Origin of the sequence: Ectopseudomonas oleovorans, from assembly GCF_029845265.1 — a bacterium.
Classification (GTDB): Bacteria; Pseudomonadota; Gammaproteobacteria; order Pseudomonadales; family Pseudomonadaceae; genus Aquipseudomonas; species Aquipseudomonas oleovorans.
Genome location: NZ_JAOCLK010000013.1, coordinates 17,898 through 44,692 on the forward strand (window position 1 = coordinate 17,898; position 26,795 = coordinate 44,692).

Sequence of the window (26,795 nt, forward strand, 5' to 3'; positions counted from 1 at the left end):
TGGTACGAGGAACCCGATGATGAACACCCCACTCACTGCACATCCGGCCGCCGGGCCGGTTCCCCACCCCGGTGCCGCACGTGTAGGGATAGGCGGGCCGGTCGGCTCGGGCAAGACCCGCCTGCTTGAACAACTGATTCCGCGCTTCATCGCCCGAGGCACCGAACTGGCGGTGATCACCAATGACCTGGCGACTCGCGAGGATGCCGAGCGGGTCAGGCGCAGCGGGCTGATCGACCCGGAGCGAGTGCGCGCCGTGGAAACCGGCGCATGCCCGCACACGGCCATCCGCGAAGACCCGACACTGAACCTGCAGATGGCGGACGAGCTCGAAGCGCGTTTCGAGGGCCTCGACCTGCTTCTGATCGAGTCGGGAGGCGATAACCTGGCCTCGACCTTCTCCCTGGATCTGGTGGATTACTGGATTTTCGTCATCGACGTTGCAGGGGGCGACGACATTCCGCGCAAGCGAGGCCCCGGGGTGTTGAGTTGCGACCTGCTCGTCGTCAACAAGTACGACCTGGCGCCCTACGTCGGGGTCGACTTGCCGCGCATGCGCCGTGAATCCGCCGAAGCACGCGGCGCAAAGCCGGTGCTGTTCACCAACTGCGCCACGGGCGAAGGCGTCGATGCGGTCGTGGAGGCCATCAGCCGCGCCGTGCTGTTCGATCGCTCATGAACGCTCCTCAGGCGCTGTTTCGACCCTTGACCGAAGCCGTTGAGCCTCAGGCGCGGATCACCTTCAGCCAGAGCGCGGCTGGCAACAGCTACATTTCGGCGCAGCAGGTAGGCTACCCTTTTCATCTGGGGCGCACGCTCAAACTGCCCGACGACCCGCCCGGCATGGCGGCGGTGTACCTGCAATCCTGTTCGGGGGGAATCTTCGCCGGGGAGCACCTGCACGTGCGATTGCACGCAGAACCTAACAGCCAGGCCCACGTCAGTACCGGCGCCGCCACCATCGCGCATAGCATGCTCGAGCAGCCGGCACGGCAGGTGATCAGCCTGGAAGCCGGAAACGCTGCCCTGCTCGAATACCTGCCGATGACGACGATCCTGTTCCCCCACGCCAAACTGCACAGCCAGGTAAAGGTGATCCTGCATCCGGAGGCCCGGGTGATGCTGTGTGACGCGTTCTGCCTGCATGCACCCCAAGGAAGCAGCGAGACATTCGCCGCCTACCGCGCCGATCTGGCGGTGCGCAGCCCCAGCGGCCAGCTACTGGCGGGAGACAGGCTGGCCCTGAGCGGCGAGGACATGCGCCGTCGACTACCCGGCGTCAGCGAGGGGATGCAGGCGCTGGCGACCTTCATGCTGCTGGGGCACGGCCTGCCGGTGGACACCCTCAAACAGCACCTGCGCGATGCGCTGCCTCCCCTGCCCGACAGCTACCTTGGCGTGAGCGCACTGCCCAACGATTGCGGGGTCAGCGTACGTATCATGGCCCTCGACGCAGTGGCGTTGCGACATACCCTGCACAGCGCCTGGGGCTGTGCCCGCGAACAACTGACCGGCATCACGCCCAGGCCACGGCGCAAATAAGTGCTCGTGGCCTGCCCGTCACGCTGCGAGCGAACGAGGGCGGATTCGCTCCCTATCAGGGCTTATCCAGCAGATGGAAACGTGGCAGCGCCAGGTGCCAATGGATCGCGGCCAGGCGCGCCAGCAGCACCACCAGCATGGCGGCAGCGGTATCCAGCCAGTGCGGGGTGCCGAGCATGCGCAGGCCGATAAAGGTCAGCGCGCCGGCGATACAGGCCGTGGCATAGATTTCCTTCTGGAAGATCAGCGGAATCTCGTTGCACAGCACATCGCGAATCACCCCACCGACCACGCCGGTCATCACGCCCATGATCACCGCGGTGCTGATCGGCGTACCGTGTTGCAGCGCCAGCTCGGTGCCATACACAGTGAACACGGCCAGGCCGAAGGCGTCGGCGATCAACAGACCTTTCTCGTGAATCGGCCGGGTCATGCGTACCCAAGCCACCGTGCCCAGCGCCGCCAGGGAAGCGACTAGGATGTAGGTGTCATCGCGAATCCAGCTGACCGGATGGTTGTCCAGAATCAAGTCGCGCAGCGTGCCGCCGCCCAGCGCGGTGACGATGGCCATCACCAGCACGCCGAACAGGTCCATGGACTTGCGCCCCGCCATCAGCGCACCGGTGATGGCAAATACCGCCACGCCGAACAGGTCGGCGACATAGAAAAGCTTTTCCATGCAGTCCTCAGCGGCTGACCGGCGTACGCAGGGTGACGAACTCCTCGGCGGCGCTCGGGTGCACACCGATGGTCTCATCGAAGATCTGCTTGGTCGCACCGGCTTTCAGCGCAACAGCCAGGCCCTGGACGATCTCGCCGGCCTCCGGGCCGACCATGTGGCAGCCGAGCACACGGTCGCTGTCGGCATCGACCACCAGTTTCATCAGCGTGCGCTCCGGGTTCTCGGTCAGCGTCAGCTTCATCGGGCGGAAACGGCTTTCGAAGATCTTCACCTTGTGCCCGGCTTCAATGGCCTGTTCTTCACTCAGGCCAACGGTGCCGATGTTCGGCAGACTGAACACGGCGGTAGGGATCATGCTGTAATCCAGCGGCCGGTATTCCTCGGGCTTGAACAACCGACGCGCCACGGCCATGCCTTCGGCCAGTGCAACCGGAGTCAGCTGCACGCGGCCGATCACGTCGCCAAGGGCGAGAATCGACGGCGTGGAGGTCTGGAACAGGTCATCGACTTCGATATAGCCGCGCTTGTCCAGCTTGACCTTGACGTTTTCCAGGCCGAGGTTGTCCAGCATCGGCCGGCGGCCGGTGGCGTAGAACACGCAATCGGCCTCCAGTACGCGGCCATCCTTGAGCGTCGCGGCGAGGCTGCCATCGGTCTTGCGCTCGATGCTGGCGATGTCGGCGTTGAACTGCAGATCCAGGCCCTTCTTGCTCAACTCATCGCGCAGGTGCTCGCGTACTGCACCATCGAAACCTCGCAGGAACAAATCACCGCGATAGAGCAACGAAGTCTGCGCACCCAGACCGTAGAAAATCGAGGCGAACTCCACGGCGATATAACCGCCGCCCACAACCAGTACGCGCTTGGGCAGTTGTTTGAGGAAGAAGGCTTCGTTGGAACTGATGGCGTGTTCGCGACCGGGAATATCGGGAATCTGCGGCCAGCCGCCAGTGGCGATCAGGATGCGTTCAGTGCTGTGCCGCTGGCCGTTTACTTCGACGGTATGGGCATCGACGATGCGCGCATGCCCCTCGAACAGACTGACGCCGCTGTTGGTCAACAGATTGCGGTAGATGCCATTGAGGCGTTCGATCTCGCGGTTCTTGTTGGCGATCAATGTCGGCCAGTCGAAATTCGCTTCGCCCAGCGACCAACCGAAACCCGAGGCCTGCTCGAAGTCCTCGGCGAAATGCGCGCCGTACACCAGCAGTTTTTTCGGTACGCAGCCGACGTTGACGCAGGTGCCGCCCAGGTAGCGGCTCTCGGCGACCGCAACGCGCGCACCGAAACCTGCGGCGAAGCGCGCCGCACGCACGCCGCCGGAACCGGCGCCGATAACGAACAGGTCGAAGTCGTAACTCATGAGGTATCTCCTTGGCAGACGAGGAGCATACCGTAAAGGCCCGCGCTAAGCTGTTAGGCAGAGGAGAACACCATGCGCCCTACCCTGACTCACCTGGCCCTGCACGTCCCCGATCTCGACGCCTGCATTGCCTTCTATCAGCGTTTCTGTGGCATGCAGGTGATCCACGAGCGCCCCGGCAAGGGCACACGCATCGTCTGGATGGCCGAGCCCGGCAAGGAGCACCAGTTCATCTTCGTGATCATGCCCGGCGGCCAGGACAGGAACCTGGCCGCCAATGACTACAGCCACTTCGGCTTCGCCCTGGGCAGCCGCGCAGAGGTCGATCGCATCGCCGCCATGGCCGAACAAGCGGGGTGCCTGATCTGGCCACCGCGGGACGAACCCTACCCGGTCGGCTACTACTGCGGCCTACGCGACCCAGCCGGTAACTACGTCGAGTTCAGCTACGGCCAGCCGCTCGGGCCTGGCTCCGAGGAAATGCCCATCCCCTGAAATGCAAAACGCCACCCAAGGGTGGCGTCAGTTTGAGCATCAATGCACCGAGTCTGTAGGAGCGGCGCCCCGCCGCGAACCGGAACGACGAGGCATCGCAAAGCTTCGCCCCGGGGCGGAGCTCCTACGAAAGGCTGCTCTGATAAGCAGGCGTATCAGAACGCCTTGCCGGTCTTGTACAGGTTCTCGAAGCAGAAATTGGTCGCGTCGATGTAACCCTCGGCGCTACCGCAGTCGAAACGCTGGCCCTTGAACTTGTATGCCATCACACAGCCCTGCTGGGCCTGGCGCATCAGCGCATCGGTGATTTGGATTTCGCCACCCTTGCCCGGCGGCGTGCTGCGAATCAGATCGAAGATGTCCGGGGTGAGGATGTAGCGGCCGATGATCGCCAGGTTCGACGGCGCGTCCTCGGGCTTGGGCTTCTCCACCATGTTGCTGACACGGTAGATGTCATCGCGGATCATCTCACCGGCGATCACGCCATACTTGGACGTCTCGTCCTTCGGCACTTCCTGAATCGCCACGATGGAGCAGCGGAACTGGTTGTACAGCTTGACCATCTGCGCCAGCACGCTATCGCCTTCCAGGTTCAGGCACAGGTCGTCAGCCAGTACCACAGCGAACGGCTCGTCACCGATCAGCGGCTGACCGCAGAGGATGGCGTGGCCCAGGCCTTTCATTTCGACCTGACGGGTGTAGGAGAAGCTGCACTCGTCGATCAGACGACGGATGCCAACCAGGTACTTCTCCTTGTCGGTGCCCTTGATCTGGTGTTCGAGCTCGTAGCTCACATCGAAGTGGTCTTCCAGCGCGCGCTTGCCGCGCCCGGTGACGATGGAAATCTGGTTGAGGCCAGCCTCGAGTGCCTCTTCAACCCCATATTGAATCAGTGGCTTGTTCACCACCGGCAACATTTCCTTGGGCATTGCCTTGGTAGCAGGCAGGAAGCGCGTGCCGTAACCGGCAGCGGGGAACAGGCATTTCTTGATCATGGGACTCCCTAGTGGGGATGGTTGGAATGCGCGCTCAGTCTATCAAGCCGCGCTAGCCTTACAACTGCCGCTTGCAGGTCGACCGATGCCGCGATAAAGAAAACCCAGCTCCGCCAGCTGATCGGCGTCATAGATGTTGCGCCCGTCGAACAGCACCGGCATGCGCATCGCACCGCGAATACGCGGGAAGTCCGGCTGACGGAACTGCTTCCATTCCGTCACCAGCACCAACGCATCGGCACCCTGGGCGACAGCATAGGGGGATTCGCTCAGCACCAGTTGCCCCGCCTCCACCGCCGCCGCATAGCGTGCGGCAACAGCTGCCGTGGCAGCAGGGTCGCAGGCCTGCACCTTGGCGCCAGCGGTCAGCAGTGCGTCGAGCAGCACCAGACTGGGCGCTTCACGCAGATCGTCAGTACCGGGCTTGAAGGCCAGCCCCCAGAGCGCGACGACTCGCCTCTGCAAGTGGCCATTGAAATGCTCACGCAAAGCCTGGAACAGCAGCGTCTTCTGCAGTGCATTGCGTGCCTCGACCGCACGCAGGATGCCCGGCTCGATGCCCTCGTGCTCCGCCGTGCGGATCAGCGCTTTCACATCCTTGGGAAAGCACGAACCGCCGTAGCCACAGCCGGCATAGATGAAGTGCGTGCCGATGCGCCGGTCGCTACCGATGCCGCGACGTACCTCCTCGATATCCACACCAAGGCGCGCGCAGATGCCCGCCATCTCGTTGATAAAGGAAATCTTGGTCGCCAGAAAGGCGTTGGCCGCGTACTTGCTGAACTCGGCAGCGCGCACGCCCATGCACAGCAGGCGGTCGTGATTGCGCAGAAATGGCGCATACAGCAGGCGCAGCAGCTCGCGCCCACGCTCGTCGTCGCAGCCGACGATCACCCGATCAGGGCGCATGAAATCCTCGACCGCAGAACCTTCCTTGAGAAACTCCGGATTGCTCGCCACGGTCACTCGCGCCCGCTGTTCCCGACGCGCCAGACCAGCGTTGATGCGCTGCGCCACACGCTCAGCGGTGCCCACCGGCACCGTGGACTTGTCCACGACCAAGCACGCATGATCGAGCCGTTCACCCAGTTCGTCGGCAACCGCCAGCACATGGCTCAGATCGGCCGAACCGTCCTCGCCACTGGGCGTGCCCACCGCAATGAAAATCACCTCGGCGCGCCGGATACCGGACTTCAGCTGCGAAGTGAAACTTAGCTGCCCACCGGCCAACTGCGTTTTGAGCATCGCCTCCAGACCAGGTTCATAGATCGGCACCTCGCCTCGCGAAAGCATCGCGACGCGCTGCGGATCTCGCTCGACGCAGACCACCTGATTGCCCATCTCGGCAAAACAGGTGGCCGTCACCAAACCTACGTATCCCGCTCCAATCACGCATATCTGCATCGCAGCATCCTCCTGGCCGATGCGGCGATTGCAACCAATCGCGGTGGCAGCGATATGACGGAACGGCGAAGGAATGATGACAGGCGTATAGCTGCACTCATCCAACCACCAAGGATGTGGAGTCCTTCGCATGACCGATCTGGCCCAACACCTCAAGGCCACCTTCCTTTCGTTGCTTCCTGCAGATGGAGCCACAAAAGGCAATGGGGCTCTTCGCCGTGAGATAGAAGAGCAGCTTTCCAAGGACGGGCTGCCGATCACTGAGGAGCAATACTGGCAGGTTCACGCAGAGCTGATCGCCAGCGGTGTGGTTGCAACAGGCAAAGGTCGTGGTGGATCGGTACGTCTTGTGGATGCACAGCCGGACTCCTTCGGGCTGGCTACTCAGGTCGTCGAAGCCGAGGAAATCGAACTGTTCTTCTTGCCGGCCTACGCCCCGGAGTTGAACCCTGACGAGTATCTGAATTGTGATTTGAAACATCAGGTTCGTACGGGCTTGCCGGCGCGTAATCAGGACGAACTGGAAAGGCGTGTTCGCTCGGTCATGAGACGATTGCAATTACACCCTGAAAGAATCCGTTCTTATTTCCGGCATCCACGTATCGCCTACGCAGCATGACTTGGTGTATTTGATTGCCGGGTTAATAAGAATGACCATTGCCTTCTGACTGGGCCTGCATCTTGGCTCGCTCATCCATGCGCTGGACAATTTCTTCTTCGACTGCCTTCTGCTGCTCAGGTGGCAGCGCCTCGATCTCCTCTTCGGTCATGCCTATTTCCTTGAGGATATTGTCGCGCATCTTCTCGGCCGGTCATCGCCATATAGGCCTTGAAGGCCTCCAGCGCGGCGTTACCGCCCTCGTCGGCCAGTGGTGAACTGACGGATGTCGCGACCTTGCCGCCTGACGCGTTCTGCAGAGCGACGCGCAGACGCGCGAAGCCCTCTTCGGCCGCCTGCCTGGCGCGGAACTCGCGTTCGGACTCGGCGTTCGCCGTGCGTGTGGTCTTCTCGACATTGCGCGCCAACTGGGACAGCTCGCCCTGCTCTTCACTCTGTTTGTTGCGAAATCCCGTCAGGGATATGCCACCGTAACTGCCAATACCTCCAATCGTGCTCATGCCGTGCTCCTTGACTGAGCTGCAATTGCCAGGCGCACTGACTCAAAGCGCATGCCAATTCATGAGGCGCGCTTAACTAATTGAAAGTATTGAATTTTATAATCAACTAGAAAGAAAGCAAGGCAACCCCTTGCCGTCAAGCGGCAAGGGGTTGCAGGGGCGGGCTCAGTGCTGCCCGCTCATTTGCCGGAAGGCATCGAGCAGTGCCTGACTGAGATCGACCGAGGAGAACTTGGTCAGCACCGCGTTGGCACCGACCGAGCGTGCTTTCTCGGTATTCATGGTGCTGTCCAGCGAGGTGTGTAGTAGCACGTAGGTATCGGCGATATCGGGGCTGCGACGAATTTCCTGAACCAGGCTGTAGCCGTCCATCTCCGGCATCTCGATGTCCGAGACCAGCAGCTCGAATGGCATGCCGGCCTGATGGTATTCATGCAGTTGTTGCAGGGCAGCCTGGGCGCTGCGCACTGCGGTGCAGTCGAGCCCCAGTTGGCGCAGCACGTTAAGGGTCTGTTGCAGCGCAACTTGCGAGTCGTCGACCAACAGCACGCGGCGGCCTTGTAACAAGCGCGCGTCCTGGCCATCGAGCAGTTGCCCAACTGGCGCCTCTTCCAGTGCTGGGGCGATATCGTGCAGCACCTTCTCGATATCGAGAATCTGCACGATGGCGCCATCGATCTGAGTCACGCCAGTGATGAAGGCCCGGTTACCGGCCCCGGCAGGTGGCGGACGCACGTCGCGGGTGGAGCACTGCACGATGCGTTCGACACTTTTCACATGCAGGCCCTGACGCGAGCGACTCAGCTCGGTAACGATCAGGCAGCCGTCGTCTTCGTCAGCCGCACCGCGCTCGCCGATGGCGCGCGCCAGGTCGATCACCGTCATCGCGGCACCGCGTAAGGTGGCGATGCCGCGAACATTGGGGTGACGATTAGGCAGTTTGGTCAAGGCCGGACAGGGAATGATCTCATTGACCTTGAGCAGGTTGATCCCCAGCAGGCGGCCGCTATGCAAACGAAACAACAACAGCGATAGCGCGTCGCCGATGACCATACTCATGCCACTTTCCTTGAAAGAACGATTAGACCTACCGGATATAGCGACCGGGTGGCCACGGACTTTAATCCGTGGCCAGTTTCAGGGCCACTCGCCCGCGACTAGGGCAGGTTTCCATGTAGCGATGCGCTTCGACGAAGTCTTCGAAATCGAACACCTTGTCGATCACCGGCGTCAGCAAACGGTCCGCCGTCATCTGGTTGATGTGCGTAAGTGCGCGCTGCACAGCATCATTGTTCGGCTCGATCCCCAGTTCCGGGCAGCCAGTGAAATCCAGCACGCAGTGACGGAAAAACTGCAGGTGCTTCTTGAAGGCTGCGCAGGCAGGAAATGCCGTGTCGTTGCCGCCATTAATACCGTACAGGATCAACTTGCCGCGCGGTGCAGCGATATCACCCAGTAGCTTCATCTGCGGGCCGGCACACTGGTCGAGAATCACCTCGACGCCCTTGCCCTCGGTGTAGCGCTCGACTTCCAGGACCAGGTCCTGCTCTTCGGTCGCAATCACCTTGTCCGCACCCAGGACACGCAGGAACTCGCGATCCTCCGAGGAACTGGTGGAGGCGATGACCTTGGCACCCAGTGCCTTGGCCAGTTGCACGGTTTGCGGCGCCATGCAGTGGCTGGCCTCTGTGATCAGTACATGCTGGCCGGGCTTTAGATGCGCGAGGTCGATCAGCGCCAGATAGCCGAACAGCAGGCTGGTGTAATGCACGCTGGCCTCGACCGGGCTGAGCACGTCGGGATAACGAGTCAGGGCGTGGCTGGGCATCAGCACCAGATCGCCCCAGGTCGGATAACGATTCGGCGTGCCCGCCGGGAAACCGGCAACGGCGGTGCCGACGTCGAAGTCGCTCACGCCGTCACCCAGCGCGGCCACAGTGCCGGCCAGCTCAAAACCAGTGCCGGCCGGGAGCTTGGCCTGTTCGGACGCCAGGTTCTGCCGCCACAGCACGTCTTTCCAGCCCAGGCCGACGGCCTGCACACGCACCAAGACTTCGCCAGGGCCGGGCACAGGGGTCGGAACCTCTTCGTACTGGAGCACATCGGCATCGCCGAACTTATGAAAACGGATCATGCGGGACATCGCTTACCTCGAGCTTGATCGCGGATTAACACTTCAATGACTGTGGACTCTATCCGCTGTGCGGCGGCGACACTATCAGACTCTATCGATAGTCTTCATGCCTATCAGTGATTCAGCAGCTTTCAATCCGCTGCACACTGCCCGTACTATTGCCTGGGCAAAGGCTCTCATTTGCAGCGCCGCGCTGACAAGGCCCGTATCCCTCGAATGGTACCCGGATGAACCGCAACGACCTGCGCCGCCTCGATCTGAACCTGTTGATTGTCTTCGAGACCTTGATGCACGAGCGCAGCGTGACGCGAGCAGCGGAGAAGCTGTTTCTCGGCCAGCCCGCCATCAGTGCGGCGCTGGCTCGTCTGCGTACCCTGTTCGATGACCCACTGTTCGTGCGTACCGGGCGCAGCATGGAACCGACACCGCGCGCGCAGGAGATCTTCGCCCTGCTCTCGCCGGCGCTGGACTCGATCTCCACCGCTGTCAGCCGCGCCGCCGACTTCGATCCTGCCACCAGTAAAGCGATATTTCGCATCGGCCTGTCCGATGACGTCGAGTTCGCCCTGCTGCCCGCCCTGCTCCGCCGTCTGCGCGCTGAGGCCCCCGGCGTGGTGCTGGTGATTCGCCGTACCAACTATCTGATGATGCCGGGGCTGTTGGCTTCAGGCGAAATCTCGGTGGGCGTCGCCTACACCGAGGAACTTCCGGCCAACGCCAAGCGCAAGATTCTACGCCGCAGCAAGGCCAAACTGCTGCGTGCCGACACCGTACCCGGTGCGCTCAGCCTTGATGATTATTGCGCGCGCCCGCATGCGCTGGTGTCCTTCGCCGGCGACCTCACCGGCTTCATCGACGATGAACTGGCCAAGGTCGGGCGTGAGCGCCACATCGTACTGGCCGTTCCGCAGTTCAACGGTCTGGCCACCCTGCTGGCGGAAACCGATATCGTCGCCAGCGTGCCGGATTACACCGCCGCTGCCTTGACCGCAGCCGGCGGCCTGCGCGCCGAGGATCTGCCGCTGGAAACGCAGACCTTCGAGCTGCACATGGCCTGGCGCGGCGCCCAAGACAATGACCCGGCCGAGCGCTGGCTACGTTCGCGTATTCAGATGTTCTGCGGCGACCCGGATAGCCTTTGATAAATATCTGGAAACGCACCATCCAAGTGTCTCCAGGAACCTTGGTGCACCCTCATAGATCAAAATTGATATAAGTCCGTCTTTATCATTCCCGATGATGTTCAAATTCATGGCATTCGATTCGTAGCCCTCCAAGTCTCGTCGCAGACTCCGCCAATCCACAAATCCGACTGGCGGAGTCACCCATGGAACAGCAGCACAAGTACATCTGGATATTCCCCCTGGCCCTCGCCGGCGTCCTCGCACTCAGCGGCTGCGAACAGGCCGAGCAGAGTCAGGCGCAAATGCCCGCACCCAAGGTCAGCGTTGCCGAAGTGATCGAGCAGCCGATCAACGAATGGGACGAGTTCACCGGGCGCCTCGAAGCACCGCAGTCCGTCGAAATCCGCCCACGCGTCTCCGGTTACATCGACAAGGTCGCCTTCGACGAAGGCACGCTGGTGAAGAAAGGCAATCTGCTGTTCCAGATCGACCCGCGTCCGTTCCAGGCCGAGGTCAAACGCCTCGAAGCCCAACTGCAACAGGCCCGCGCCAGCCAGGCCCGTGCCGCCAACGAAGCCCGCCGCGGCGAACGCCTGCGCCAGAGCAACGCCATCTCCGCAGAATTGGCCGATGCTCGCGCCAGCGCCGCCACCGAAGCTCAGGCTCAGGTCGCCGCAATCGCCGCCGAGTTGGAAAACGCCCGCCTCAACCTCAGTTTCACCCGCATCACTGCGCCCATCGACGGTCGCGTAAGCCGCGCCGAAATCACCGAAGGCAACCTGGTCGGTGCCGGCGAGAGCCTGCTGACCTCGGTGGTCTCCACCGACAAGGTCTACGCCTACTTCGATGCCGATGAGCGCGCCTTCCTCAAGTATGTCGAGCTGGCCCGTCAGTCCGGCTCCGACGCCCGTGGTGCCAGCCCGGTATACCTCGGTCTGTCCGATGAAGCCGACCACCCGCATCTGGGCCAGCTGGACTTTCTCGACAACCAGGTCAACCCACGCACTGGCACCATCCGTGGCCGCGCCGTGTTCGACAACCAGGATGGTCGCTTCACCCCCGGCCTGTATGCACGCCTGAAGCTGGTGGGCAGCAAGCCCTACGCCGCCACTCTGATCAAGGACGAAGCCGTCGGCACCGACCTGGGCAAGAAGTACGTGCTGGTGCTGGGTGATGACAACGCCGTGGCCTATCGCTCAATCGAGCTGGGGCCGAAGCTCGAAGGTCTGCGCATCGTCCGCAGCGGCCTGAGCAAGGGCGAGAAGATCGTGGTCAACGGTCTGCAGCGCGCCATGCCTGGCTCCACCGTCGATCCGCAACCGGTGGCCATGGCCGATGACAGCACTCTCGAGCAACTGGCGCGCCTGCGTCAGGCCGTCGATGCAAGCCAGGCCCCGCGTATCGCCGCCGACCACATCGACGCTCGCGCGCCGCGCGGCTGATAACGCCTGCGCGACCTGAGGAACCCCCATGAATTTCTCGCAATTCTTTATCCAGCGGCCGATCTTCGCCGCGGTGCTGTCGCTGCTGATCCTGATCGGCGGCGCCATCTCGCTGTTCCAACTGCCGATCAGTGAATACCCGGAAGTGGTGCCGCCCACCGTCGTGGTACGTGCCGATTTCCCCGGCGCCAACCCCAAGGTGATCGGTGAAACTGTTGCCTCGCCGCTGGAACAGGCCATCGTCGGCGTCGAGGGCATGCTCTACATGTCGTCACAATCGACCATCGATGGCCGCCTGACGCTGACCGTGACCTTCGCTCTGGGTACCGATCTGGACAACGCCCAGGTGCAGGTACAGAACCGCGTCACCCGCACCATGCCGACCCTGCCTACCGAGGTGCAGCGTCTCGGTGTGACCGTGGATAAGGCCTCCCCGGACCTGACCATGGTGGTGCACCTGACCTCACCGGATCAGCGCTACGACATGCTCTACCTGTCCAACTACGCCGCGCTCAACGTCAAGGACGAGCTGGCGCGCCTGGATGGTGTGGGCGACGTGCAGCTGTTCGGCATGGGCAACTACTCGCTGCGCGTCTGGCTGGATCCGAACAAGGTGGCCTCGCGTGGCCTGACCGCTACCGATGTGGTCACCGCCATTCGTGAGCAGAACCGCCAGGTCGCCGCTGGTGCCCTCGGCGCGCCGCCTTCCGATGCCGGCAACAGCTTCCAGCTGTCGATCAACGCCCAAGGCCGCCTGGTCAGCGAGGAAGAGTTCGAGAACATCATCATCCGCGTCGGTGACAACGGCGAGATTACCCGTCTGCGCGACATTGCCCGCGTCGAGCTGGGCTCCAACCAGTACGCCCTGCGCTCGTTGCTGGACAACCAGCCGGCGGTCGCCATCCCGGTGTTCCAACGTCCCGGCTCCAACGCCATCGATATTTCCGACTCGGTGCGCGAACGCATGGCCGAGCTGAAACAAAGCTTTCCGCAGGGCATGGACTACGAGATCGTCTACGACCCGACCATCTTCGTGCGTGGTTCCATCGAAGCGGTGGTGCATACCCTGCTCGAAGCCATCGTGCTGGTGGTGCTGGTGGTGATCCTGTTCCTGCAAACCTGGCGCGCTTCGATCATCCCGCTGGCCGCCGTGCCGGTCTCGCTGATCGGCACCTTCGCGGTGATGCACCTGTTCGGCTTCTCGCTCAACGCCCTGTCACTGTTCGGTCTGGTGCTGGCCATCGGCATCGTGGTGGACGATGCCATCGTCGTGGTGGAGAACGTCGAACGCAATATCGCCCTGGGCAAGTCGCCGGTAGACGCTACCCGGCAGGCGATGAAGGAGGTGACCGGCCCTATCGTCGCCACCGCCCTGGTGCTGTGCGCCGTGTTCATCCCGACGGCCTTCATTTCCGGCCTTACCGGGCAGTTCTACCAGCAGTTCGCGCTGACCATCGCCATTTCCACGGTGATCTCGGCAATCAACTCGCTGACCCTGTCGCCAGCACTCGCTGCCATCCTGCTCAAGGATCACCACGCGCCGAAAGATGCCTTCTCGCGTGGGCTCGACAACCTATTCGGTGGTTGGCTGTTCGCCCCGTTCAACCGCATGTTCGAGCGCGCCAGCAACCGTTACGTCGGCACCGTGCGTCGCGTGCTGCGTGGTAGCAGCATCGCCATGCTGATTTATGGTGGCCTGCTGGTACTCGGCTACCTGGGTTTCTCCAGCACTCCGGCCGGCTTCGTGCCGCAGCAGGACAAGCAGTACCTGGTGGCCTTCGCCCAACTGCCGGACGCCGCGACGCTGGATCGCACCGAAACAGTCATCAAGCGCATGAGCGAGATCGCCGGCCAGCATCCGGGGGTGGAAAACACCGTGGCTTTCCCTGGCCTGTCGATCAACGGCTTCACCAACAGCCCCAACAGCGGCATCGTTTTCACCCCGCTCAAGCCTTTTGATGAACGCACCGATCCGTCGTTGAGCGCCACGGCTATCGCCGCCGAACTCAATGCGCAGTTCGCCGATATTCAGGACGCCTACATCGCCATCTTCCCGCCGCCACCGGTACAGGGGCTGGGCACCATCGGCGGCTTCCGCCTGCAGATTCAGGATCGCGGCAACCTGGGCTACGAAGAGCTGTATACGCAGACCCAGAACATCCTCAACAAGGCCCGGCAGTTGCCGGAGCTGAGCCCGATGTCGGTGTTCACCAGCTACCAGGTCAACGTGCCGCAGGTCGATGCCGCCATCGACCGGGAGAAGGCCAAGACCCATGGCGTGGCCATCAGCGACATCTTCGACACCTTGCAGGTGTACCTGGGCTCGCTGTATGCCAACGACTTCAACCGCTTCGGCCGTACCTACCAGGTCAACGTCCAGGCTGACCAGCAGTTCCGCCTGGAGCCGGAGCAGATCGGCCAGCTCAAGGTGCGCAACAACCGTGGCGAGATGGTGCCGCTGTCGACCTTCGTCAAGGTCGATGACAGCGCAGGCCCGGATCGGGTGATGCACTACAACGGCTTCCTCACTGCCGAGATCAACGGTGCCGCCGCGCCGGGCTACAGCTCGGGCCAGGCCGAGGCGGCCATAGCCAAATTGCTGGAAGAAGAACTGCCAATCGGCATGACCTTCGAGTGGACCGATCTGACCTACCAGCAGATTCTCGCCGGCAATACCGCGATCTTCATCTTCCCGCTCTGCGTGCTGCTGGCGTTCCTGGTGCTGGCGGCTCAGTACGAAAGCTGGAGTCTGCCGCTGGCGGTGATCCTGATCGTACCGACCGTACTGCTCGCCGCCATCACCGGCGTAATTATGGCCGGCATCGACAACAACATCTTCACCCAGATCGGCCTGATCGTGCTGGTGGGCCTGGCCTGCAAGAACGCCATCCTGCTGGTGGAGTTCGCCAAGGACAAACAGGAAGAAGGCATGGATCGCGTCGCTGCCGTGCTGGAAGCCTGCCGCCTGCGTCTGCGTCCGATCCTGATGACCTCCATCGCCTTCATCATGGGCGTGGTGCCGCTGGTGCTCTCCTCCGGTGCCGGAGCCGAGATGCGCCATGCCATGGGCGTGGCGGTGTTCTCCGGGATGATCGGCGTGACCTTCTTCGGCCTGCTGCTGACGCCGGTGTTCTATGTCCTGATCCGTGGTTTCGTGGAAAAACGCGCAGCCCGCAAAGCCGTCCGCCTGCAGGAGTCGCATGCATGAAAGCCTTTGCCCCCGCTCTGCTGACCCTGGCGCTATCGGCCTGCGCCGTCGGCCCGGACTACCGGGCACCTGCTACCGAGCCCGCGCGCTTCAAGCCGCTGGAGGCGGCTGAGTACGACCGCAGCCGGTTCGAAGCCACCTGGTGGCAGCAGTTCGACGACCCGACGCTGAACCAGCTGGTGCAGCGCTCGCTTGCGGACAACCGCGAGTTGCGCGTGGCGTTCAACCGCCTGCGTGCAGCGCGGGCGATTCGTGATGACGTGGCCAACGACCGCCTGCCCACCGTCACCAGCCGCGCCAGCGGCGAGTTCGGCAAGGCTCAGCAGCCCCCGACAACGGACGAGCGCGTTCGTCAGGAGCGCTACGACCTGGGCCTGGACACGGCCTGGGAGGTGGATCTGTTCGGCCGTATCCAGCATCAACTGGAAGCCAGCGAGGCACGCATCGAGCTGGTCGAAGCGGATTATTACCAGTTACAGGTCAGCCTGATCGCCGAGCTGGTCGATGCCTACGGCACCCTGCGTGGCGCACAGCTGCGCGAAAGCATCGCCCGCGAGAACCTGAAGAACCAGCAGGACTCGCGCGCCATCACCGAGCAGTTGCGCGATGCCGGGGTCGGCACCGAGCTCGATGTGTTGCGCGCCGATGCCCGTCTCGCGGCAACCGAAGCCAGCCTGCCGCAACTGCAGGCGCAACAGGTACGGGCGCAGAACCGTATTGCCACCCTGCTCGGCCAACGCCCGGAGCAATTGCAGATCGATCTGTCGCCCAAACCGCTACCGGTGATTGCCAAGGCGTTACCCATCGGCAACCCGGGCGAACTGTTGCGCCGCCGCCCGGATATCCGGGCGGCCGAGCGTCAGTTGGCGGCGGCCACCGCTGAAGTCGGTGTCGCCACCGCGGACCTGTTCCCGCGGGTCAGCCTCTCCGGCTTTCTCGGCTTTACCGCCGGACGTGGCTCGCAGCTGGGCTCGTCGGCCGCGCGCGCCTGGGGCGTTGCGCCGAGCATCAGCTGGGCGGCCTTCGATCTCGGCAGCGTGCGGGCGCGCCTGCGCGGCGCCGAAGCCGAGGCCGATGGCGCGCTGTCGCAGTACGAACAACAGGTGTTGCTGGCTCTGGAGGAGTCTGCAAACGCCTTCAGCGACTACGCCAAACGCCAGCAGCGCCTGGTTTCCCTGGTGCGCCAGGCCGAAGCCAGCCGTGCGGCAGCCGATCAGGCCGCGATTCGCTATCGCGAAGGCACGGTGGATTTCCTCGTGCTGCTGGACGCCGAACGTGAGCGCCTGGCCGCCGAAGATGCCCAGGCCTTGGCCGAGGTCGAGCTCTACGGCGGTATCGTCGCGATCTACAAGGCGCTCGGTGGCGGCTGGCAACCGCAGGCCTGAACCCTCTCTCCAGGGAGCGGCCCAGCTCCGCCGCTTCCTTTAGCCCTGGTCGCGCCTGGCGTGTCCGGGGCTTTTTTATGCAACGCCGTAAATTCCTTTCACGCGCTCTGGTCGCACTCGACGCGGTTACGTCCACCTTGTTTGGCCCGGTACAGGGCTGCATCGGCCCGTTGCAGAAGCTGCTGCGGATCCCCTCCCGCAGTGGCCTGCATTGCGGCCACACCGATGCTCAGGGTGACGCGAGCGTAGGGCGAGCCGCTTCAGAGTAGCCATGGCGGCGATCAGTTTTTCGGCCCGTTGCAGCGCGCCGCCCAACTCGGTGCCCGACGCCAGGAAGACGAACTCCTCCCCTCCGTAGCGGGCAACGAAATCCGTCGAGCGCGCCAGCGTCGCCGCCAGTGTCTGCGCGATCTGACGCAAACAGGCATCGCCTGCCGGGTGCCCGTAGAGGTCGTTGTAGGCCTTGAACCAGTCTACATCCATGATGGCCAGCGCCAGCGGCGTAGCATTGCGTTGTGCCTGTCGCCATTGTTGCGTGAGTTCGGCATCGAACTGCCGGCGGTTGCCGATATTCGTCAATGCATCGGTCACGCTGAGATTTTCCAGGCGTTGATTGAGCCGCTGCAGTTCCTGCGTGCGTTCCTGCACACGCTGCTCCAGTTCACGCTCGGAGCGCTGCAGGGTCTCTACCAGTTGTGCCTGGGTTTGCAGCAGTTGCGCCTGGGTGCGCATTTTTTCCTGACCCATGACGTTGATGCGGTCGGCCAGGGCAAAGGCCAGCAGGAGCATCTCCAGCGATGAGCCCAACTGCAGGCCATCGACGGTGAATACGTTGGTCGGCAGCACGCCCATGGCACGCAGCGTGGTGGTGGCGCCACCGAGTATCAGCAGGCCAAAGGCTGCAAGGAAAAAAATAGGCGCTGCGCTGACGTTTCAGCGTACAGACGAGTGCGATGGCGAATATCGCCAACGCCGTGAGCAGGTTGAACATAATGGCCATGCGCGCGACCTGCGGCAGTACCAGGGCATAGATCACGGGTGTGATCAGGTAAAGAGCAATCATCGCCAGCAACAGACGATCCGCCCAGGGCTGCGTGTGCCGGGTCTGCAGCATCTGGCGCATGAACAGCATCAGCGCGCACAGGGCGAAGGAGGCACTGTCGACGACGTCATACTGAAACCGCTCGGCCATCTCAGGCGAGCGCAGCGCCTCCAGCGTCAGGCTTTGGCTCGTATCCTCGAACTTGCCGACCAGGATCGTCAGCGATGGTCGTGCACGAGCTGGGCAATATCGAGCCTGCGCTCCAGCGCCCATGTATCCGGCAGGCAGACAACCGACAGCACTATCCAGATGATGAGCCGAAGAATGTAAACACGCTTCATTGAGGGCATTCTGTGAGGATCAATGGGCCTGAGCTCAGGGCTGAAAACCTCGGACGAAACCGAGGCGATGACCATGTGCCACCATCGTGCACTGTCACGCGCCCGCTTACGATCTTTATATGCGCGAACGAGTGAAGGAGCGCCCCATGACGCCGCAACACATCATCACTTTCTGCCTGGCCCTGCCTGGCGCCCGCGAAGATTTCAAATGGGGCGGCAATCGGGTGTTTTCCGTGGCCGGCAACAAGATGTTCGCCATTATCGATTCACTCGGTGAGGGGCTGGCCTTCAAGGTCGATGCCGACCTGTTTCTCGGCTATATCGACCGCCCCGGCATCCGCCCTGCCCCTTACCTGGCTCGCGCTCGCTGGATCAGCATGAATGCGCGGCAATTGCCGCTCGGCGACGACGAGCTGCGCCAACTGCTGACGCGCTCGCACCAACTGGTGGTTCGCAAACTGCCAAAACGTCTGCAGCCGGGGTTGCTGCTATAAGGGCGCAGCCATTTGCAGATGGATCACGCGGCGCTGCTGCAGGCTGATCGGTGGCTCGAAAATCTGGCGATAGTGTTCTCTGGCCAGGCGGCGTATCAGCCCACTGCGCTGCGCCTGTGGCAGCAGCGTCTGCAGCAGGCTGTGCAGCTCAGGGTATGCCGGCGAGACGTAGAGGACATGATCCTGTGGGTAACTGAACAGCAGGTGGCGCTCCACCTCCAGATCGGCATGCTGCGTCCACTCATGCGCCATTTCATGGGCGCCGCGGGGCAGGTAATCGATCAGGCGCGTCGTCGAGGCCACCATCCGGTACAGCCGTTTCCAGTCGCCCTCGATGGTCACCACCGGCAGATCATTGGCCTCCCAGATGGCCCTATCCGCCCAGGCCGCTCCCATGCCAGCCACCTGCTGCAGGCGGCGAAAGTCCTCCAGGCTGTGCACGTTGTCATACAAGGCCTGGCTGCCCTTGGGGATGAACAAAATGCGCTGGTTGACCAGGTTGTCGGTCATGCCCACCCGCACCGGCAGGAACCTGCGCTCACGCACCTGTGTCGGGCCAAGGATCAGGGCGCTGATATCCCCACGCTGCAGCATGACCTCCAGGCGCGTCATGGGAGGGTTGCCACGCTCGCGTACCGTGACGTCATGGCCTCCGAGAGCCAGGGTCTGCTCGAGCACTTGTCGGATATAGGCAACTGACTCAGGCGTCCCGCCCAGCGTCAGCTGTACCTCGGTAGAGGCGTACACGGGCCCAAGCAGGCAACACAGCAGCCACAGACCCGCTACCCGAATACGGGGCCTCAGATGCGGTGTAGCAGCGGGTTTGCCGGTTCTTTTCAATCTTGTTGTCATGGCCACGTTGTGCTCGCCAGGCAGGCGGGGTCCCTCTCTGGCAGGCTTGGAACGCCAACATAGCTGCTTGGCACACTGCAATGCCAGTTCCGCAGCAAGCTGTCCCTAGCGCACCAATGAGGGCAGGTGGTGTAGTACGTAGGCGCCATCGAACAGCAGCAGGTCGATCCAGAGTAGCTGGTGCAAGCCGACGATCAGCCAGAAAACCGTCTGATAGGAGGCCTTGCGCGTCTTGTGACGGAAGACTTGTTGAGCGATTAGCGCGCCTGGCCAGCCACCAAGCATTTCGACCAGATGCAGGGTGTTCTCCGGCGTACGCTGAGCACCGATCTGGGCGTTGCGTTTGTCCAGCCAGTACTGCACGAAGCTCAGCAGGCTGGCCGACAGGTACAGCGGCGCCAGCCACCAGAGCCCCTTGCCGAACAGCTGCAGGGCAGCGAGCACTGGCAATACGCAGAGCAAGGCAAACAGGACGATCTTGCTGCCTGGACTGTGGATGCCTCCCGACTGTGTCGCCGCTCTGCGTGCAGGTTTGGCAGCGGGTTTTGGCCGCGCCGACGCAGCATTGTCCGGCGTTTTCGGCTTGCGCCGGATGGCCTGGCGGTCGAGGCTCAGTTCGCCGGCCAGACGCAGGTGCGCGGCACGTGGCCGACCACGCTCGTCGCGCCCTTCGATGAACAGCACATCGTCCCCTGGCTGCGGGCGGCGATCACCGCGCATGACGGAAATGTGCGCGAAAACGTCAGCACCGCCGTTTGCCGGCTGGATGAAGCCAAAGCCCTTGGCATCATCCCAGCTTTTCAGGCGTCCCTTGCGCTCGTTGTCCATCACGGCTGAGCGGTGCTCCAGTCGATCAGGTGCAACTGCCAGGTCGCCAGAATCACCAGGCCGAAGGCAATGCGATACCAAGCGAATACCGCATAGCTGTGGTTGGTGATGAACTTGAGCAAGGCACGCACGGTGATCATCGCCACGATGAAGGTGCTGACGAAGCCAATGGCGAAGATTGGCAAGTCGCTCATCTGCAGAATGTCGCGGTACTTGAACAGCGAATAGACCGTGGCCGCCACCATAGTCGGCATGGCAAGGAAGAAGGAAAACTCGGTCGCGGCCTTGCGCGACAACCCGAAGACCAGGCCGCCGATGATGGTAGCGCCCGAACGCGACGTACCTGGAATCAGCGCCAGGCACTGGGCGAAACCGACCTTCAGGGCCAGCTTCCAGTCCATGTCGTCGACCGTTTCGGCCTGGATGGTATGATCGCGTTTCTCTGCCCAGAGCATGATGATGCCGCCGATGATCAGCGCCATGGCCACGGTAATGGGGTTGAACAGCCAGTGCTCGATGAGATCGGCGAAGGCCAGGCCGAAGATCACGGCCGGAATGAACGCCAACAGCAGATTGAAGGTGAAACGCTGGGCCTTGGGCTCATTGGGCAGCCCGACCACCACACCGAGCACCTTGGCCCGGAACTCCCAGATCACCGCCAGAATGGCGCCAAGCTGGATAATGATCTTAAACGCGGTTGCCGTTTGGCCATTGAAACCTAGCAAGTCTCCGACCACGATCAGGTGCCCGGTGCTGGAAATCGGCAAGAACTCGGTCAGCCCTTCCACAATGCCCAGAATCAGAGCCTGAAAGGCCATCCAGATATCCATCAACTCCCCCAAAGCACGACGACTTCGCCGCGCGTAAACTCGAATATGCAATACAGCCCGCCGTGGGACATAAACACGCTACGCAGGTTCCTGCGCGTGCGTCCCGGCAGAAACAGCGCCTGGCTCGCCAATCACTCAGGTTTTGCGCCTGGCGGCCGAAATGCTATCAGACAACTGGCGTGAATAATGCTCCGATGCGACAGTATCGCCAGTACTGCTCGGGGTTGCCCTGACGCTGACAATTACAACAATCCGGTATTCGCCCATGAACCATTTACGCAGTCTCCCCATCAGCCGTCGCCTGTGGTTGATTCTGGCGCTTGCCCTCCTGACGCTGATCCTCCAGGGCGCTTATATGTTGCGCCAGATACACAGCGATCTTTACCTCGCCAAATCGGAAAAAACCGAGCATGTGGTGCAGAGCGTGGCGGGCATCCTCAAGTATTTCCATGATCTGGAAAGCGCCGGCAGCCTTGACCGTGAACAGGCCCAGAAACAGGCGATGGAGGTCATACGCGGGCTGCGTTATGCCGGCCAGGAGTATTTCTGGATCAATGACCAGACGCCGGTGATGGTCATGCACCCGACCAATCCCAAGCTCGAAGGTCAGAGCCTGTCCAGCTTCAAGGACCCGGACGGCAAGGCGCTGTTCAACGAGATGGTCGCCATCACCCGCAGCCAGGGTGCCGGCCAGGTCGATTACCGCTGGCCGAAGCCAGGCGCCAGTGACCCGGTACCGAAGATTTCCTATGTCGAGCTGTTCCAGCCCTGGGGCTGGATCATTGGCTCCGGTGTCTATGTCGATGATGTACAGGCAGAGTTCAAGGCTCAGGCACTGAAAGCCATCACCATCGGCTTTCTGATCGCCGTGCTGCTGACGGGGCTGGTGGTCGTCATTACCCGCAGTATCGTGCAACCGCTGCAGGCAGCGGTCGACGCCATGGCCAACATCGCCAGCGGCGAAGGGGACCTGACCCGTAATCTCGATACTCATGGCCGCGATGAACTCACCGCACTGGCCGCCCACTTCAATGCCTTCACCGACAAGCTGCGGCACGTTATCCGTCAGATGCTCGAGTCGGCCGGCTCGCTGGATCAGGCCGCGGGCAATCTCGGCGATATTTCCAGCGAAGCTCAGCGCCATAGCCAGCAGCAGGCCCAGCAGATGGAGCTGGTCGCGACCGCCGTCAACGAGGTGACCTACGGTGTGCAGGACGTGGCGAAGAACGCCGAGCACGCCTCCAGCGAGATGCACACCGCCGAGGACCAGGCCAGACAAGGCCAGCAGAACATCGAAGCGAGCCTGCGCCAGATCGATCAGTTGTCGGGCACCATCGACAAGGCCGTCGAGGTGATCCAATCACTGGCCAGCGAGAGCACGCAGATCGGCAGCGTGCTGGAGGTGATCCGCTCCATCGCCGAGCAAACCAACCTGCTCGCCCTCAACGCTGCCATCGAGGCTGCCCGCGCTGGTGAGCAGGGTCGCGGTTTCGCTGTGGTTGCCGACGAAGTGAGGTTGCTGGCGCAACGTACGCAGACCTCCACCGCAGAAATTCAGGGCATGATCGAGCGTCTTCAGGGCAACTCCGAGGCCGCAGTCAAGGTGATCAACGAAAGCAGTCGCGCCTCCCAACTGACTGTGGAACAAGCCAGCCAGGCCGGCGAAAGCCTCGCCCAGATCGCCCAGTCGCTCCGCAACCTGACCGGGCTCAATGCCTCGATCGCCAGCGCCACCCTGCAGCAATCCCACGTGGTGGAGGACATCAATCAGAACGTCACGCAGACGGCAGCGCTGGCCCACAACACCGCCGAGGCTGCCGAGCAGTCGAGCGCGGCCAGCCAGCACCTGAAACAGCTGGCCGACCAGCTCAGTCGTCTGCTTGGGCAATTCCGCGTATGAATCGACCATGAGCAGCATGCAGCATCAGGAGGTCGATTTTAGTCGACCACAGAATCAGGACCTGATCTGGGACCTGGACAGCATGGCCCGCCGCGAGCTGGCCGAACGTTTCATCAAGCTGTTCGAGAACCGCTTGTGCGTCTATTCCGAGTCGGTGGGGCAGCTGTACACCAACTACAGCCTGCACTTCCCCACCGACCTCGGGCGCAAGATGGTGGTGCTGCCTAATCCCTACGCATTCCACGACACCCTGCACGGTATCGATAGCCAGGCCATCCGCAAGACGGGCCTGTGCGTGTTGCCGGGCAAGGTTCTGGGCAAACCTGGGCTCCTGCTCAGCACCCAGATCAAGGATGGCGGGCCGGCGCCCAAGACCATGCCCTTCAAACCAGCCCTGGCGCAGATCATCAGCAACCAGAAGAAAATCGGTGATCTGTTCCTGCCGGTGCTGATGAAGGGCGACCTGCGCGAGTTCGACCAGCAGATGCCCTATATCCACCTGCATCGCCTGCAGCTGGCACGCCTGGAGCGACTGTCGAGCTTCGAGCGTGACGACATCCAGCAAACCATTACCCGCAAGCTGCTGATGCTCCATCGACAAGCCGACAGCCTGGTGTGCTGAGCCGCCTGCATCAGTACAATCGCCACCCTTTCCTGATTTGAGGGCGCCAGATGTCCTGGCTTGAACTCGTTGCTGCCGGGCTCGGCATCGTCGCAGTCTGGCTGACGGTCAGACAGAACCCCTGGTGCTGGCCCATCGGCCTGATCATGGTGCTGCTCTACGCCTGGCTGTTCTATGACTGGCGGCTGTATTCCAACTTGCTCTTGCAACTGTTGTTCGCTGCGCTGCAACTCTACGGTTGGTGGCTGTGGACCCGTGGCGGCGACCGCCACGATGGACGTAAGGTCAGCCGCCTGGGTGTGGTCGCCGTTCTGACTGGATTGCTGAGCGGCGCGCTCGGTGCCGGGTTGCTCGGCTACCTTATGGCCACTTACACCGATGCCAGCTCGCCCTGGCTGGATTCGGCGCTGACCGCCTTCAGCCTGGTGGCGCAGCTGTGGATGGCGCAGAAACGCCTGCAATGCTGGGCGCTCTGGGTAATGGTCGATATCTGCTACGTGGCCTTCTTCCTGTATAGCGAGCTGTACCTGACTGCAGGTCTCTACGCGGCCTTCACCGCCCTGGCCATCAGTGGCTGGCTCACCTGGCGCCGCGACCCGGCGTTGCAGCACGCGTCATGAAAGTCCTGGTGCTGACCGGCCCCGAGTCCAGCGGCAAGAGCTGGCTGGCAGCGCAAATACAAGCGCGCTTCGGTGGCGTGGTGGTGGGCGAGTACGTGCGCCACTTCATCGACGAACAACAGCGCGATACCTGCTACGCCGACATCGCCGAGATCGCTCGCGGCCAATTGGCCTGGGAGGATGCCGCGCGAGCAACCAGGCCGCAGTTGCTGATTCTCGACACGCACCTGCTGAGCAACATGCTCTGGAGCCAATGCCTGTTCGGCGATTGTCCGCACGGGTTGGAGGCCGAGTTGCTGGCGCGCCACTACGACCAGCATCTGTTACTCGACCCCGCAGGCGTACCCTGGGTCGAAGACGGCCAGCGTTGCCAGCCTCAGTTGGTCGAGCGCCAGGCCTTTCATCAGGCCTGCCGGGATTGGCTGCAGGGTAACGGGCAGCGTTTCTGCGAACTGTCAGGTGGCTGGGATGAGCGGCGCCAGGCTGCGCTGGCGCAAGTCGCGACGCTGCTCGGCTTAGCGAATCAACACGCTGACCCAGGCCACTAACAGGCTCAGGCAGACCACCAGGGTCAACGGCGTACGCAGGGCCGGATACCATTGCGGCGCCAGCCCTACGCGTACTGCGTGCATGTCTGCCAGGTACAGGCCGATAAAGGCAAAAAGGAAAATCGGCAGGGACAAGCCAATCGGCAGTCCACCAGCCAATGCGGCCCAGCCCAGCAAGGGCGGAATCACCGACAGCCCCAGTTGCAGCTTGGCCTTTTCATCGGTTTCCTCCGCACGCATCGCCAAACCCCAGTGAATGGCGCCCATAAAGGCCAGAATCACCGCAGCAAAATCCAGCAGCGCGTCCAATACGAAAGGTCGCCAGCCCAGGGGAATCACCCAGATTCCCAATGCACCACCAACGAATGGCACCAGCCCGGCATAACCCAGCAACACGGCCAGTTTCGGTGGCTTCGCGGCGTCGAACGGGTGCATGAAAATCTCCTTGTCGATAGGTTCGACGGGCACCTTAGCAGTGTTTCTCGAGCGTTACAGCATGCGTCTCAGCGCAGACGATGCTTGTGCAGCAAGCGATAGAAGGTTGGCCGCGAAATCCCGAGCGTGCGCGCGGCCTGGCTCATGTTGTTGGCGTAGCGGCCCAGCACGTCGTTGAGCGCCTGGCGTTCGGCCCGCCGTATGTAGTCCTCCAGCGTGACCGGAGCATCGATGTTCGCTTGTGCCGGGCGCAAACCAAGATCGGCTGCAAGAATCTGCCGACCTTGAGCCAACACCAGGGCGCGTACCACGCGATTGCGCAGCTCACGCACATTGCCTGGCCAGGGATGGCTGATCATGGCGGTGATCGCCTCTTCACTGAAACGCCGATGATGCCGCCCGATTATCGCCCCGTGCTGTTTGGCGAAATGCTCGGCCAGCAGCGACAGGTCGCCTGGATATTCGCGCAGATTCGGCGTTTGTAGCTGTTGCGCCGCCAATTGATGAAACAGATCCCGCCTGAAACGTCCCTGCTGCAGTGCCTGCACCAACTCGCCTCGGTCCAGGGTCAATAGATGTGCTTGAGGATGGCGCTGCAGGTAGTCCAGCAACCTTTGCTGGTCAGCCGCAGAAAGCAGGGAAGCGTTTTCGAGCAGTACACTGGTAACGCTCGATGCGGCGAGAGCGGCCTCATCAAGAGGCTCGGCGCAGTCGATAGCGCGCATGGCCTGGGCAGCAAAGGATGAGCGCTGATGGAGCAAGCGGGCCAGAAGATGTTTGCCGCTACCACGTTCCCCGCTGACAAGTAGCGGCCCTTCGATACTACTCAGGCGATCGAGCTGCCGACGCAGACTGCGCGCTGCACCGCAATTGCCCAAGTACTGCGGCAGTTGTCGTCCGCTTTTCAATCTGCGCAAGCGAGTGGCTGCCTGCGCCTGTTGCAAGGTTTCCAGTAAGCGGGACATTGCCCCCGGCAATGTCAGCGCGGAGAAACACCATTCGCCGATCAGCTCTTCGCTGCCGATCTGCCTCAATCGCTCGGCATCCGCCAGCACGATGCAACCCAGTCCCGTCAGTTGCAGCTGTTTGAGCAATGCATGACTCGGTCGCTGATCGAGGTGAAGCAGGAGTGCATCACCTGCATGGCCATTGAGCGTTTCTGGCGTGCAGTGCCGCACTGACCAGCCAGCGGCCTGCAATGGTTGAAGCAGCGCTTCGCATGCATCGAAAGGATCGAGCATCAGTAATTGCCGGGATGCGACGGAAACAGCCTCCAACATACTCCATCCTTGGCGCCATTATTTTGTAATTCCAATAAAAACAACAATTTGGCGCTCGCAAGCGTAAAGCTAGCAAGAACTTTGACGCTTCATGGATCATTTCTCTATAT

General features: G+C 62.2%; 26 protein-coding genes and 2 pseudogenes. 13 read left to right on the forward strand and 15 right to left on the reverse strand.

All coding sequences use genetic code 11. The annotated features are described in order from the left end of the window. Positions 1 to 19: 19 nt before the first annotated feature. Both ureG and N5J71_RS09005 read left to right on the forward strand, forming a co-directional pair. Positions 20 to 679: an urease accessory protein UreG gene (gene ureG, locus N5J71_RS09000; protein ID WP_059309761.1), complete on the forward strand. Its 660-nt coding sequence runs from the start codon at positions 20 to 22 to the stop codon at positions 677 to 679. Then, entirely contained in the window at positions 676 to 1,542 is an 867-nt protein-coding gene (locus N5J71_RS09005) for an urease accessory protein UreD (protein WP_279916732.1), read from the forward strand. The genes ureG and N5J71_RS09005 overlap by 4 nt, the downstream gene beginning before the upstream one ends. A 55-nt stretch (positions 1,543 to 1,597) precedes the next feature. Here the strand turns inward: N5J71_RS09005 and N5J71_RS09010 are convergent, their stop codons facing one another. Then, positions 1,598 to 2,221, reverse strand: a complete 624-nt coding sequence (locus N5J71_RS09010) for a trimeric intracellular cation channel family protein (protein ID WP_059309759.1) — start codon at positions 2,219 to 2,221, stop codon at positions 1,598 to 1,600. 7 nt (positions 2,222 to 2,228) lie between these two features. Next, positions 2,229 to 3,587: a glutathione-disulfide reductase gene (gene gorA, locus N5J71_RS09015; RefSeq protein WP_003460160.1), complete on the reverse strand. Its 1,359-nt coding sequence runs from the start codon at positions 3,585 to 3,587 to the stop codon at positions 2,229 to 2,231. A 72-nt stretch (positions 3,588 to 3,659) separates the two neighbouring features. On the opposite strand from gorA, the gene N5J71_RS09020 reads away from it, so the two are divergent. Continuing rightward, positions 3,660 to 4,082 carry a VOC family protein gene (locus N5J71_RS09020; protein ID WP_003460167.1) on the forward strand — a complete coding sequence of 141 codons (423 nt, stop codon included), beginning with the start codon at positions 3,660 to 3,662 and terminating at the stop codon, positions 4,080 to 4,082. 155 nt (positions 4,083 to 4,237) lie between these two features. Here the strand turns inward: N5J71_RS09020 and galU are convergent, their stop codons facing one another. Both galU and N5J71_RS09030 read right to left on the reverse strand, forming a co-directional pair. Continuing rightward, on the reverse strand, positions 4,238 to 5,077 hold the full coding sequence (galU, locus tag N5J71_RS09025) for a UTP--glucose-1-phosphate uridylyltransferase GalU (protein WP_003460169.1): 840 nt from the start codon (positions 5,075 to 5,077) through the stop codon (positions 4,238 to 4,240). Between the two features lie 42 nt (positions 5,078 to 5,119). Next, positions 5,120 to 6,481 carry a UDP-glucose dehydrogenase family protein gene (locus N5J71_RS09030; RefSeq protein ID WP_279916735.1) on the reverse strand — a complete coding sequence of 454 codons (1,362 nt, stop codon included), beginning with the start codon at positions 6,479 to 6,481 and terminating at the stop codon, positions 5,120 to 5,122. Positions 6,482 to 6,611: 130 nt separating this feature from the next. Between N5J71_RS09030 and N5J71_RS22635 the strand changes: the two genes are divergently transcribed. Then, positions 6,612 to 7,100 (forward strand): transposase, encoded by a 489-nt coding sequence (locus tag N5J71_RS22635; RefSeq protein ID WP_279916737.1) that lies wholly within the window; start codon positions 6,612 to 6,614, stop codon positions 7,098 to 7,100. A gap of 22 nt (positions 7,101 to 7,122) precedes the next feature. On the opposite strand, the gene N5J71_RS09040 is transcribed toward N5J71_RS22635, so the two are convergent. The 4 genes from N5J71_RS09040 to N5J71_RS09055 all read right to left on the reverse strand — a co-directional run bounded on the left by N5J71_RS09040 (position 7,123) and on the right by N5J71_RS09055 (position 9,743). After that, entirely contained in the window at positions 7,123 to 7,251 is a 129-nt protein-coding gene (locus N5J71_RS09040; RefSeq protein WP_255311608.1) for a hypothetical protein, read from the reverse strand. Beyond that, a complete protein-coding gene (locus N5J71_RS09045; protein ID WP_003460174.1) occupies positions 7,217 to 7,600 on the reverse strand; it encodes a hypothetical protein in 384 nt (127 codons plus the stop codon). The genes N5J71_RS09040 and N5J71_RS09045 overlap by 35 nt, the downstream gene beginning before the upstream one ends. Before the next feature lie 165 nt (positions 7,601 to 7,765). Then, entirely contained in the window at positions 7,766 to 8,659 is an 894-nt protein-coding gene (locus N5J71_RS09050) for a chemotaxis protein CheV (protein WP_099524109.1), read from the reverse strand. Between the two features lie 61 nt (positions 8,660 to 8,720). Beyond that, positions 8,721 to 9,743: a zinc-dependent alcohol dehydrogenase family protein gene (locus tag N5J71_RS09055; protein ID WP_116618685.1), complete on the reverse strand. Its 1,023-nt coding sequence runs from the start codon at positions 9,741 to 9,743 to the stop codon at positions 8,721 to 8,723. Between the two features lie 218 nt (positions 9,744 to 9,961). On the opposite strand from N5J71_RS09055, the gene N5J71_RS09060 reads away from it, so the two are divergent. From N5J71_RS09060 to N5J71_RS09075, 4 genes are all read left to right on the forward strand, one after another. Next, positions 9,962 to 10,876: a LysR family transcriptional regulator gene (locus tag N5J71_RS09060; RefSeq protein WP_143507429.1), complete on the forward strand. Its 915-nt coding sequence runs from the start codon at positions 9,962 to 9,964 to the stop codon at positions 10,874 to 10,876. Between the two features lie 185 nt (positions 10,877 to 11,061). After that, the gene (gene mexE / locus N5J71_RS09065; protein WP_279916741.1) at positions 11,062 to 12,300 is read left to right on the forward strand and encodes a multidrug efflux RND transporter periplasmic adaptor subunit MexE; all 1,239 of its coding nucleotides are present in this window, start codon (positions 11,062 to 11,064) and stop codon (positions 12,298 to 12,300) included. A 28-nt stretch (positions 12,301 to 12,328) separates the two neighbouring features. Continuing rightward, positions 12,329 to 15,508 carry an efflux RND transporter permease subunit gene (locus N5J71_RS09070; protein WP_279916742.1) on the forward strand — a complete coding sequence of 1,060 codons (3,180 nt, stop codon included), beginning with the start codon at positions 12,329 to 12,331 and terminating at the stop codon, positions 15,506 to 15,508. Further along, a complete protein-coding gene (locus N5J71_RS09075; protein ID WP_279916744.1) occupies positions 15,505 to 16,893 on the forward strand; it encodes an efflux transporter outer membrane subunit in 1,389 nt (462 codons plus the stop codon). Before N5J71_RS09070 ends, N5J71_RS09075 begins: the two co-directional genes overlap by 4 nt. Before the next feature lie 129 nt (positions 16,894 to 17,022). On the opposite strand, the pseudogene N5J71_RS09085 reads toward N5J71_RS09075, so the two are convergent. Then, positions 17,023 to 17,745: pseudogene (locus N5J71_RS09085) on the reverse strand (GGDEF domain-containing protein); the annotation flags it as partial. 115 nt (positions 17,746 to 17,860) lie between these two features. Further along, positions 17,861 to 18,208, reverse strand: a pseudogene (locus tag N5J71_RS22405) (hypothetical protein); the annotation flags it as partial. Between the two features lie 214 nt (positions 18,209 to 18,422). Here N5J71_RS22405 and N5J71_RS09095 point away from each other — a divergent pair. After that, positions 18,423 to 18,770, forward strand: coding sequence for an MmcQ/YjbR family DNA-binding protein (locus tag N5J71_RS09095; RefSeq protein WP_003460185.1), 348 nt, complete (start codon positions 18,423 to 18,425; stop codon positions 18,768 to 18,770). Here N5J71_RS09095 and N5J71_RS09100 read toward each other — a convergent pair. The 3 genes from N5J71_RS09100 to N5J71_RS09110 form a co-directional block, all read right to left on the reverse strand. Next, positions 18,765 to 19,517 carry a hypothetical protein gene (locus N5J71_RS09100; RefSeq protein ID WP_242444914.1) on the reverse strand — a complete coding sequence of 251 codons (753 nt, stop codon included), beginning with the start codon at positions 19,515 to 19,517 and terminating at the stop codon, positions 18,765 to 18,767. The two genes, N5J71_RS09095 and N5J71_RS09100, sit on opposite strands and share 6 nt — an antisense overlap. 210 nt (positions 19,518 to 19,727) lie before the next feature. Beyond that, the gene (locus N5J71_RS09105) at positions 19,728 to 20,453 is read right to left on the reverse strand and encodes a DUF1294 domain-containing protein (protein ID WP_003460187.1); all 726 of its coding nucleotides are present in this window, start codon (positions 20,451 to 20,453) and stop codon (positions 19,728 to 19,730) included. After that, complete coding sequence (locus N5J71_RS09110) at positions 20,450 to 21,280, reverse strand: undecaprenyl-diphosphate phosphatase (RefSeq protein ID WP_003460188.1); 831 nt, start codon at positions 21,278 to 21,280, stop codon at positions 20,450 to 20,452. Before N5J71_RS09110 ends, N5J71_RS09105 begins: the two co-directional genes overlap by 4 nt. Positions 21,281 to 21,545: 265 nt before the next feature. Here N5J71_RS09110 and N5J71_RS09115 point away from each other — a divergent pair, with 265 nt between their 5' ends. The 4 genes from N5J71_RS09115 to N5J71_RS09130 are packed head-to-tail and all read left to right on the forward strand — an operon-like array spanning position 21,546 to position 24,970. Then, positions 21,546 to 23,180 (forward strand): methyl-accepting chemotaxis protein, encoded by a 1,635-nt coding sequence (locus N5J71_RS09115; RefSeq protein ID WP_003460190.1) that lies wholly within the window; start codon positions 21,546 to 21,548, stop codon positions 23,178 to 23,180. A 7-nt stretch (positions 23,181 to 23,187) separates the two neighbouring features. After that, positions 23,188 to 23,802 (forward strand): hypothetical protein, encoded by a 615-nt coding sequence (locus tag N5J71_RS09120; protein WP_074858751.1) that lies wholly within the window; start codon positions 23,188 to 23,190, stop codon positions 23,800 to 23,802. 50 nt (positions 23,803 to 23,852) lie between these two features. Then, positions 23,853 to 24,422: a nicotinamide riboside transporter PnuC gene (gene pnuC, locus N5J71_RS09125; RefSeq protein ID WP_003460193.1), complete on the forward strand. Its 570-nt coding sequence runs from the start codon at positions 23,853 to 23,855 to the stop codon at positions 24,420 to 24,422. Next, positions 24,419 to 24,970, forward strand: coding sequence for an AAA family ATPase (locus N5J71_RS09130; protein WP_003460195.1), 552 nt, complete (start codon positions 24,419 to 24,421; stop codon positions 24,968 to 24,970). Before pnuC ends, N5J71_RS09130 begins: the two co-directional genes overlap by 4 nt. On the opposite strand, the gene N5J71_RS09135 is transcribed toward N5J71_RS09130, so the two are convergent. Next, positions 24,938 to 25,405 (reverse strand): DUF3429 domain-containing protein, encoded by a 468-nt coding sequence (locus N5J71_RS09135; RefSeq protein ID WP_003460198.1) that lies wholly within the window; start codon positions 25,403 to 25,405, stop codon positions 24,938 to 24,940. The two genes, N5J71_RS09130 and N5J71_RS09135, sit on opposite strands and share 33 nt — an antisense overlap. A gap of 68 nt (positions 25,406 to 25,473) precedes the next feature. Beyond that, positions 25,474 to 26,685 (reverse strand): sigma-54-dependent transcriptional regulator, encoded by a 1,212-nt coding sequence (locus tag N5J71_RS09140; RefSeq protein WP_003460199.1) that lies wholly within the window; start codon positions 26,683 to 26,685, stop codon positions 25,474 to 25,476. Positions 26,686 to 26,795: the final 110 nt, after the last annotated feature.

Excerpts from the sequence above, each read along its gene's own strand:
- ureG (WP_059309761.1), top strand. The coding sequence starts at position 20 with ATGAACACCCCACTCACTGCACATCCGGCCGCCGGGCCGGTTCCCCAC.
- N5J71_RS09005 (WP_279916732.1), top strand. The coding sequence starts at position 676 with ATGAACGCTCCTCAGGCGCTGTTTCGACCCTTGACCGAAGCCGTTGAG.
- N5J71_RS09010 (WP_059309759.1), bottom strand. The coding sequence starts at position 2,221 with ATGGAAAAGCTTTTCTATGTCGCCGACCTGTTCGGCGTGGCGGTATTT.
- gorA (WP_003460160.1), bottom strand. The coding sequence starts at position 3,587 with ATGAGTTACGACTTCGACCTGTTCGTTATCGGCGCCGGTTCCGGCGGC.
- N5J71_RS09020 (WP_003460167.1), top strand. The coding sequence starts at position 3,660 with ATGCGCCCTACCCTGACTCACCTGGCCCTGCACGTCCCCGATCTCGAC.
- galU (WP_003460169.1), bottom strand. The coding sequence starts at position 5,077 with ATGATCAAGAAATGCCTGTTCCCCGCTGCCGGTTACGGCACGCGCTTC.
- N5J71_RS09030 (WP_279916735.1), bottom strand. The coding sequence starts at position 6,481 with ATGCAGATATGCGTGATTGGAGCGGGATACGTAGGTTTGGTGACGGCC.
- N5J71_RS22635 (WP_279916737.1), top strand. The coding sequence starts at position 6,612 with ATGACCGATCTGGCCCAACACCTCAAGGCCACCTTCCTTTCGTTGCTT.
- N5J71_RS09040 (WP_255311608.1), bottom strand. The coding sequence starts at position 7,251 with ATGACCGAAGAGGAGATCGAGGCGCTGCCACCTGAGCAGCAGAAGGCA.
- N5J71_RS09045 (WP_003460174.1), bottom strand. The coding sequence starts at position 7,600 with ATGAGCACGATTGGAGGTATTGGCAGTTACGGTGGCATATCCCTGACG.
- N5J71_RS09050 (WP_099524109.1), bottom strand. The coding sequence starts at position 8,659 with ATGAGTATGGTCATCGGCGACGCGCTATCGCTGTTGTTGTTTCGTTTG.
- N5J71_RS09055 (WP_116618685.1), bottom strand. The coding sequence starts at position 9,743 with ATGTCCCGCATGATCCGTTTTCATAAGTTCGGCGATGCCGATGTGCTC.
- N5J71_RS09060 (WP_143507429.1), top strand. The coding sequence starts at position 9,962 with ATGAACCGCAACGACCTGCGCCGCCTCGATCTGAACCTGTTGATTGTC.
- mexE (WP_279916741.1), top strand. The coding sequence starts at position 11,062 with ATGGAACAGCAGCACAAGTACATCTGGATATTCCCCCTGGCCCTCGCC.
- N5J71_RS09070 (WP_279916742.1), top strand. The coding sequence starts at position 12,329 with ATGAATTTCTCGCAATTCTTTATCCAGCGGCCGATCTTCGCCGCGGTG.
- N5J71_RS09075 (WP_279916744.1), top strand. The coding sequence starts at position 15,505 with ATGAAAGCCTTTGCCCCCGCTCTGCTGACCCTGGCGCTATCGGCCTGC.
- N5J71_RS09095 (WP_003460185.1), top strand. The coding sequence starts at position 18,423 with ATGACGCCGCAACACATCATCACTTTCTGCCTGGCCCTGCCTGGCGCC.
- N5J71_RS09110 (WP_003460188.1), bottom strand. The coding sequence starts at position 21,280 with ATGGATATCTGGATGGCCTTTCAGGCTCTGATTCTGGGCATTGTGGAA.
- N5J71_RS09115 (WP_003460190.1), top strand. The coding sequence starts at position 21,546 with ATGAACCATTTACGCAGTCTCCCCATCAGCCGTCGCCTGTGGTTGATT.
- N5J71_RS09120 (WP_074858751.1), top strand. The coding sequence starts at position 23,188 with ATGAGCAGCATGCAGCATCAGGAGGTCGATTTTAGTCGACCACAGAAT.
- pnuC (WP_003460193.1), top strand. The coding sequence starts at position 23,853 with ATGTCCTGGCTTGAACTCGTTGCTGCCGGGCTCGGCATCGTCGCAGTC.
- N5J71_RS09130 (WP_003460195.1), top strand. The coding sequence starts at position 24,419 with ATGAAAGTCCTGGTGCTGACCGGCCCCGAGTCCAGCGGCAAGAGCTGG.
- N5J71_RS09135 (WP_003460198.1), bottom strand. The coding sequence starts at position 25,405 with ATGCACCCGTTCGACGCCGCGAAGCCACCGAAACTGGCCGTGTTGCTG.
- N5J71_RS09140 (WP_003460199.1), bottom strand. The coding sequence starts at position 26,685 with ATGTTGGAGGCTGTTTCCGTCGCATCCCGGCAATTACTGATGCTCGAT.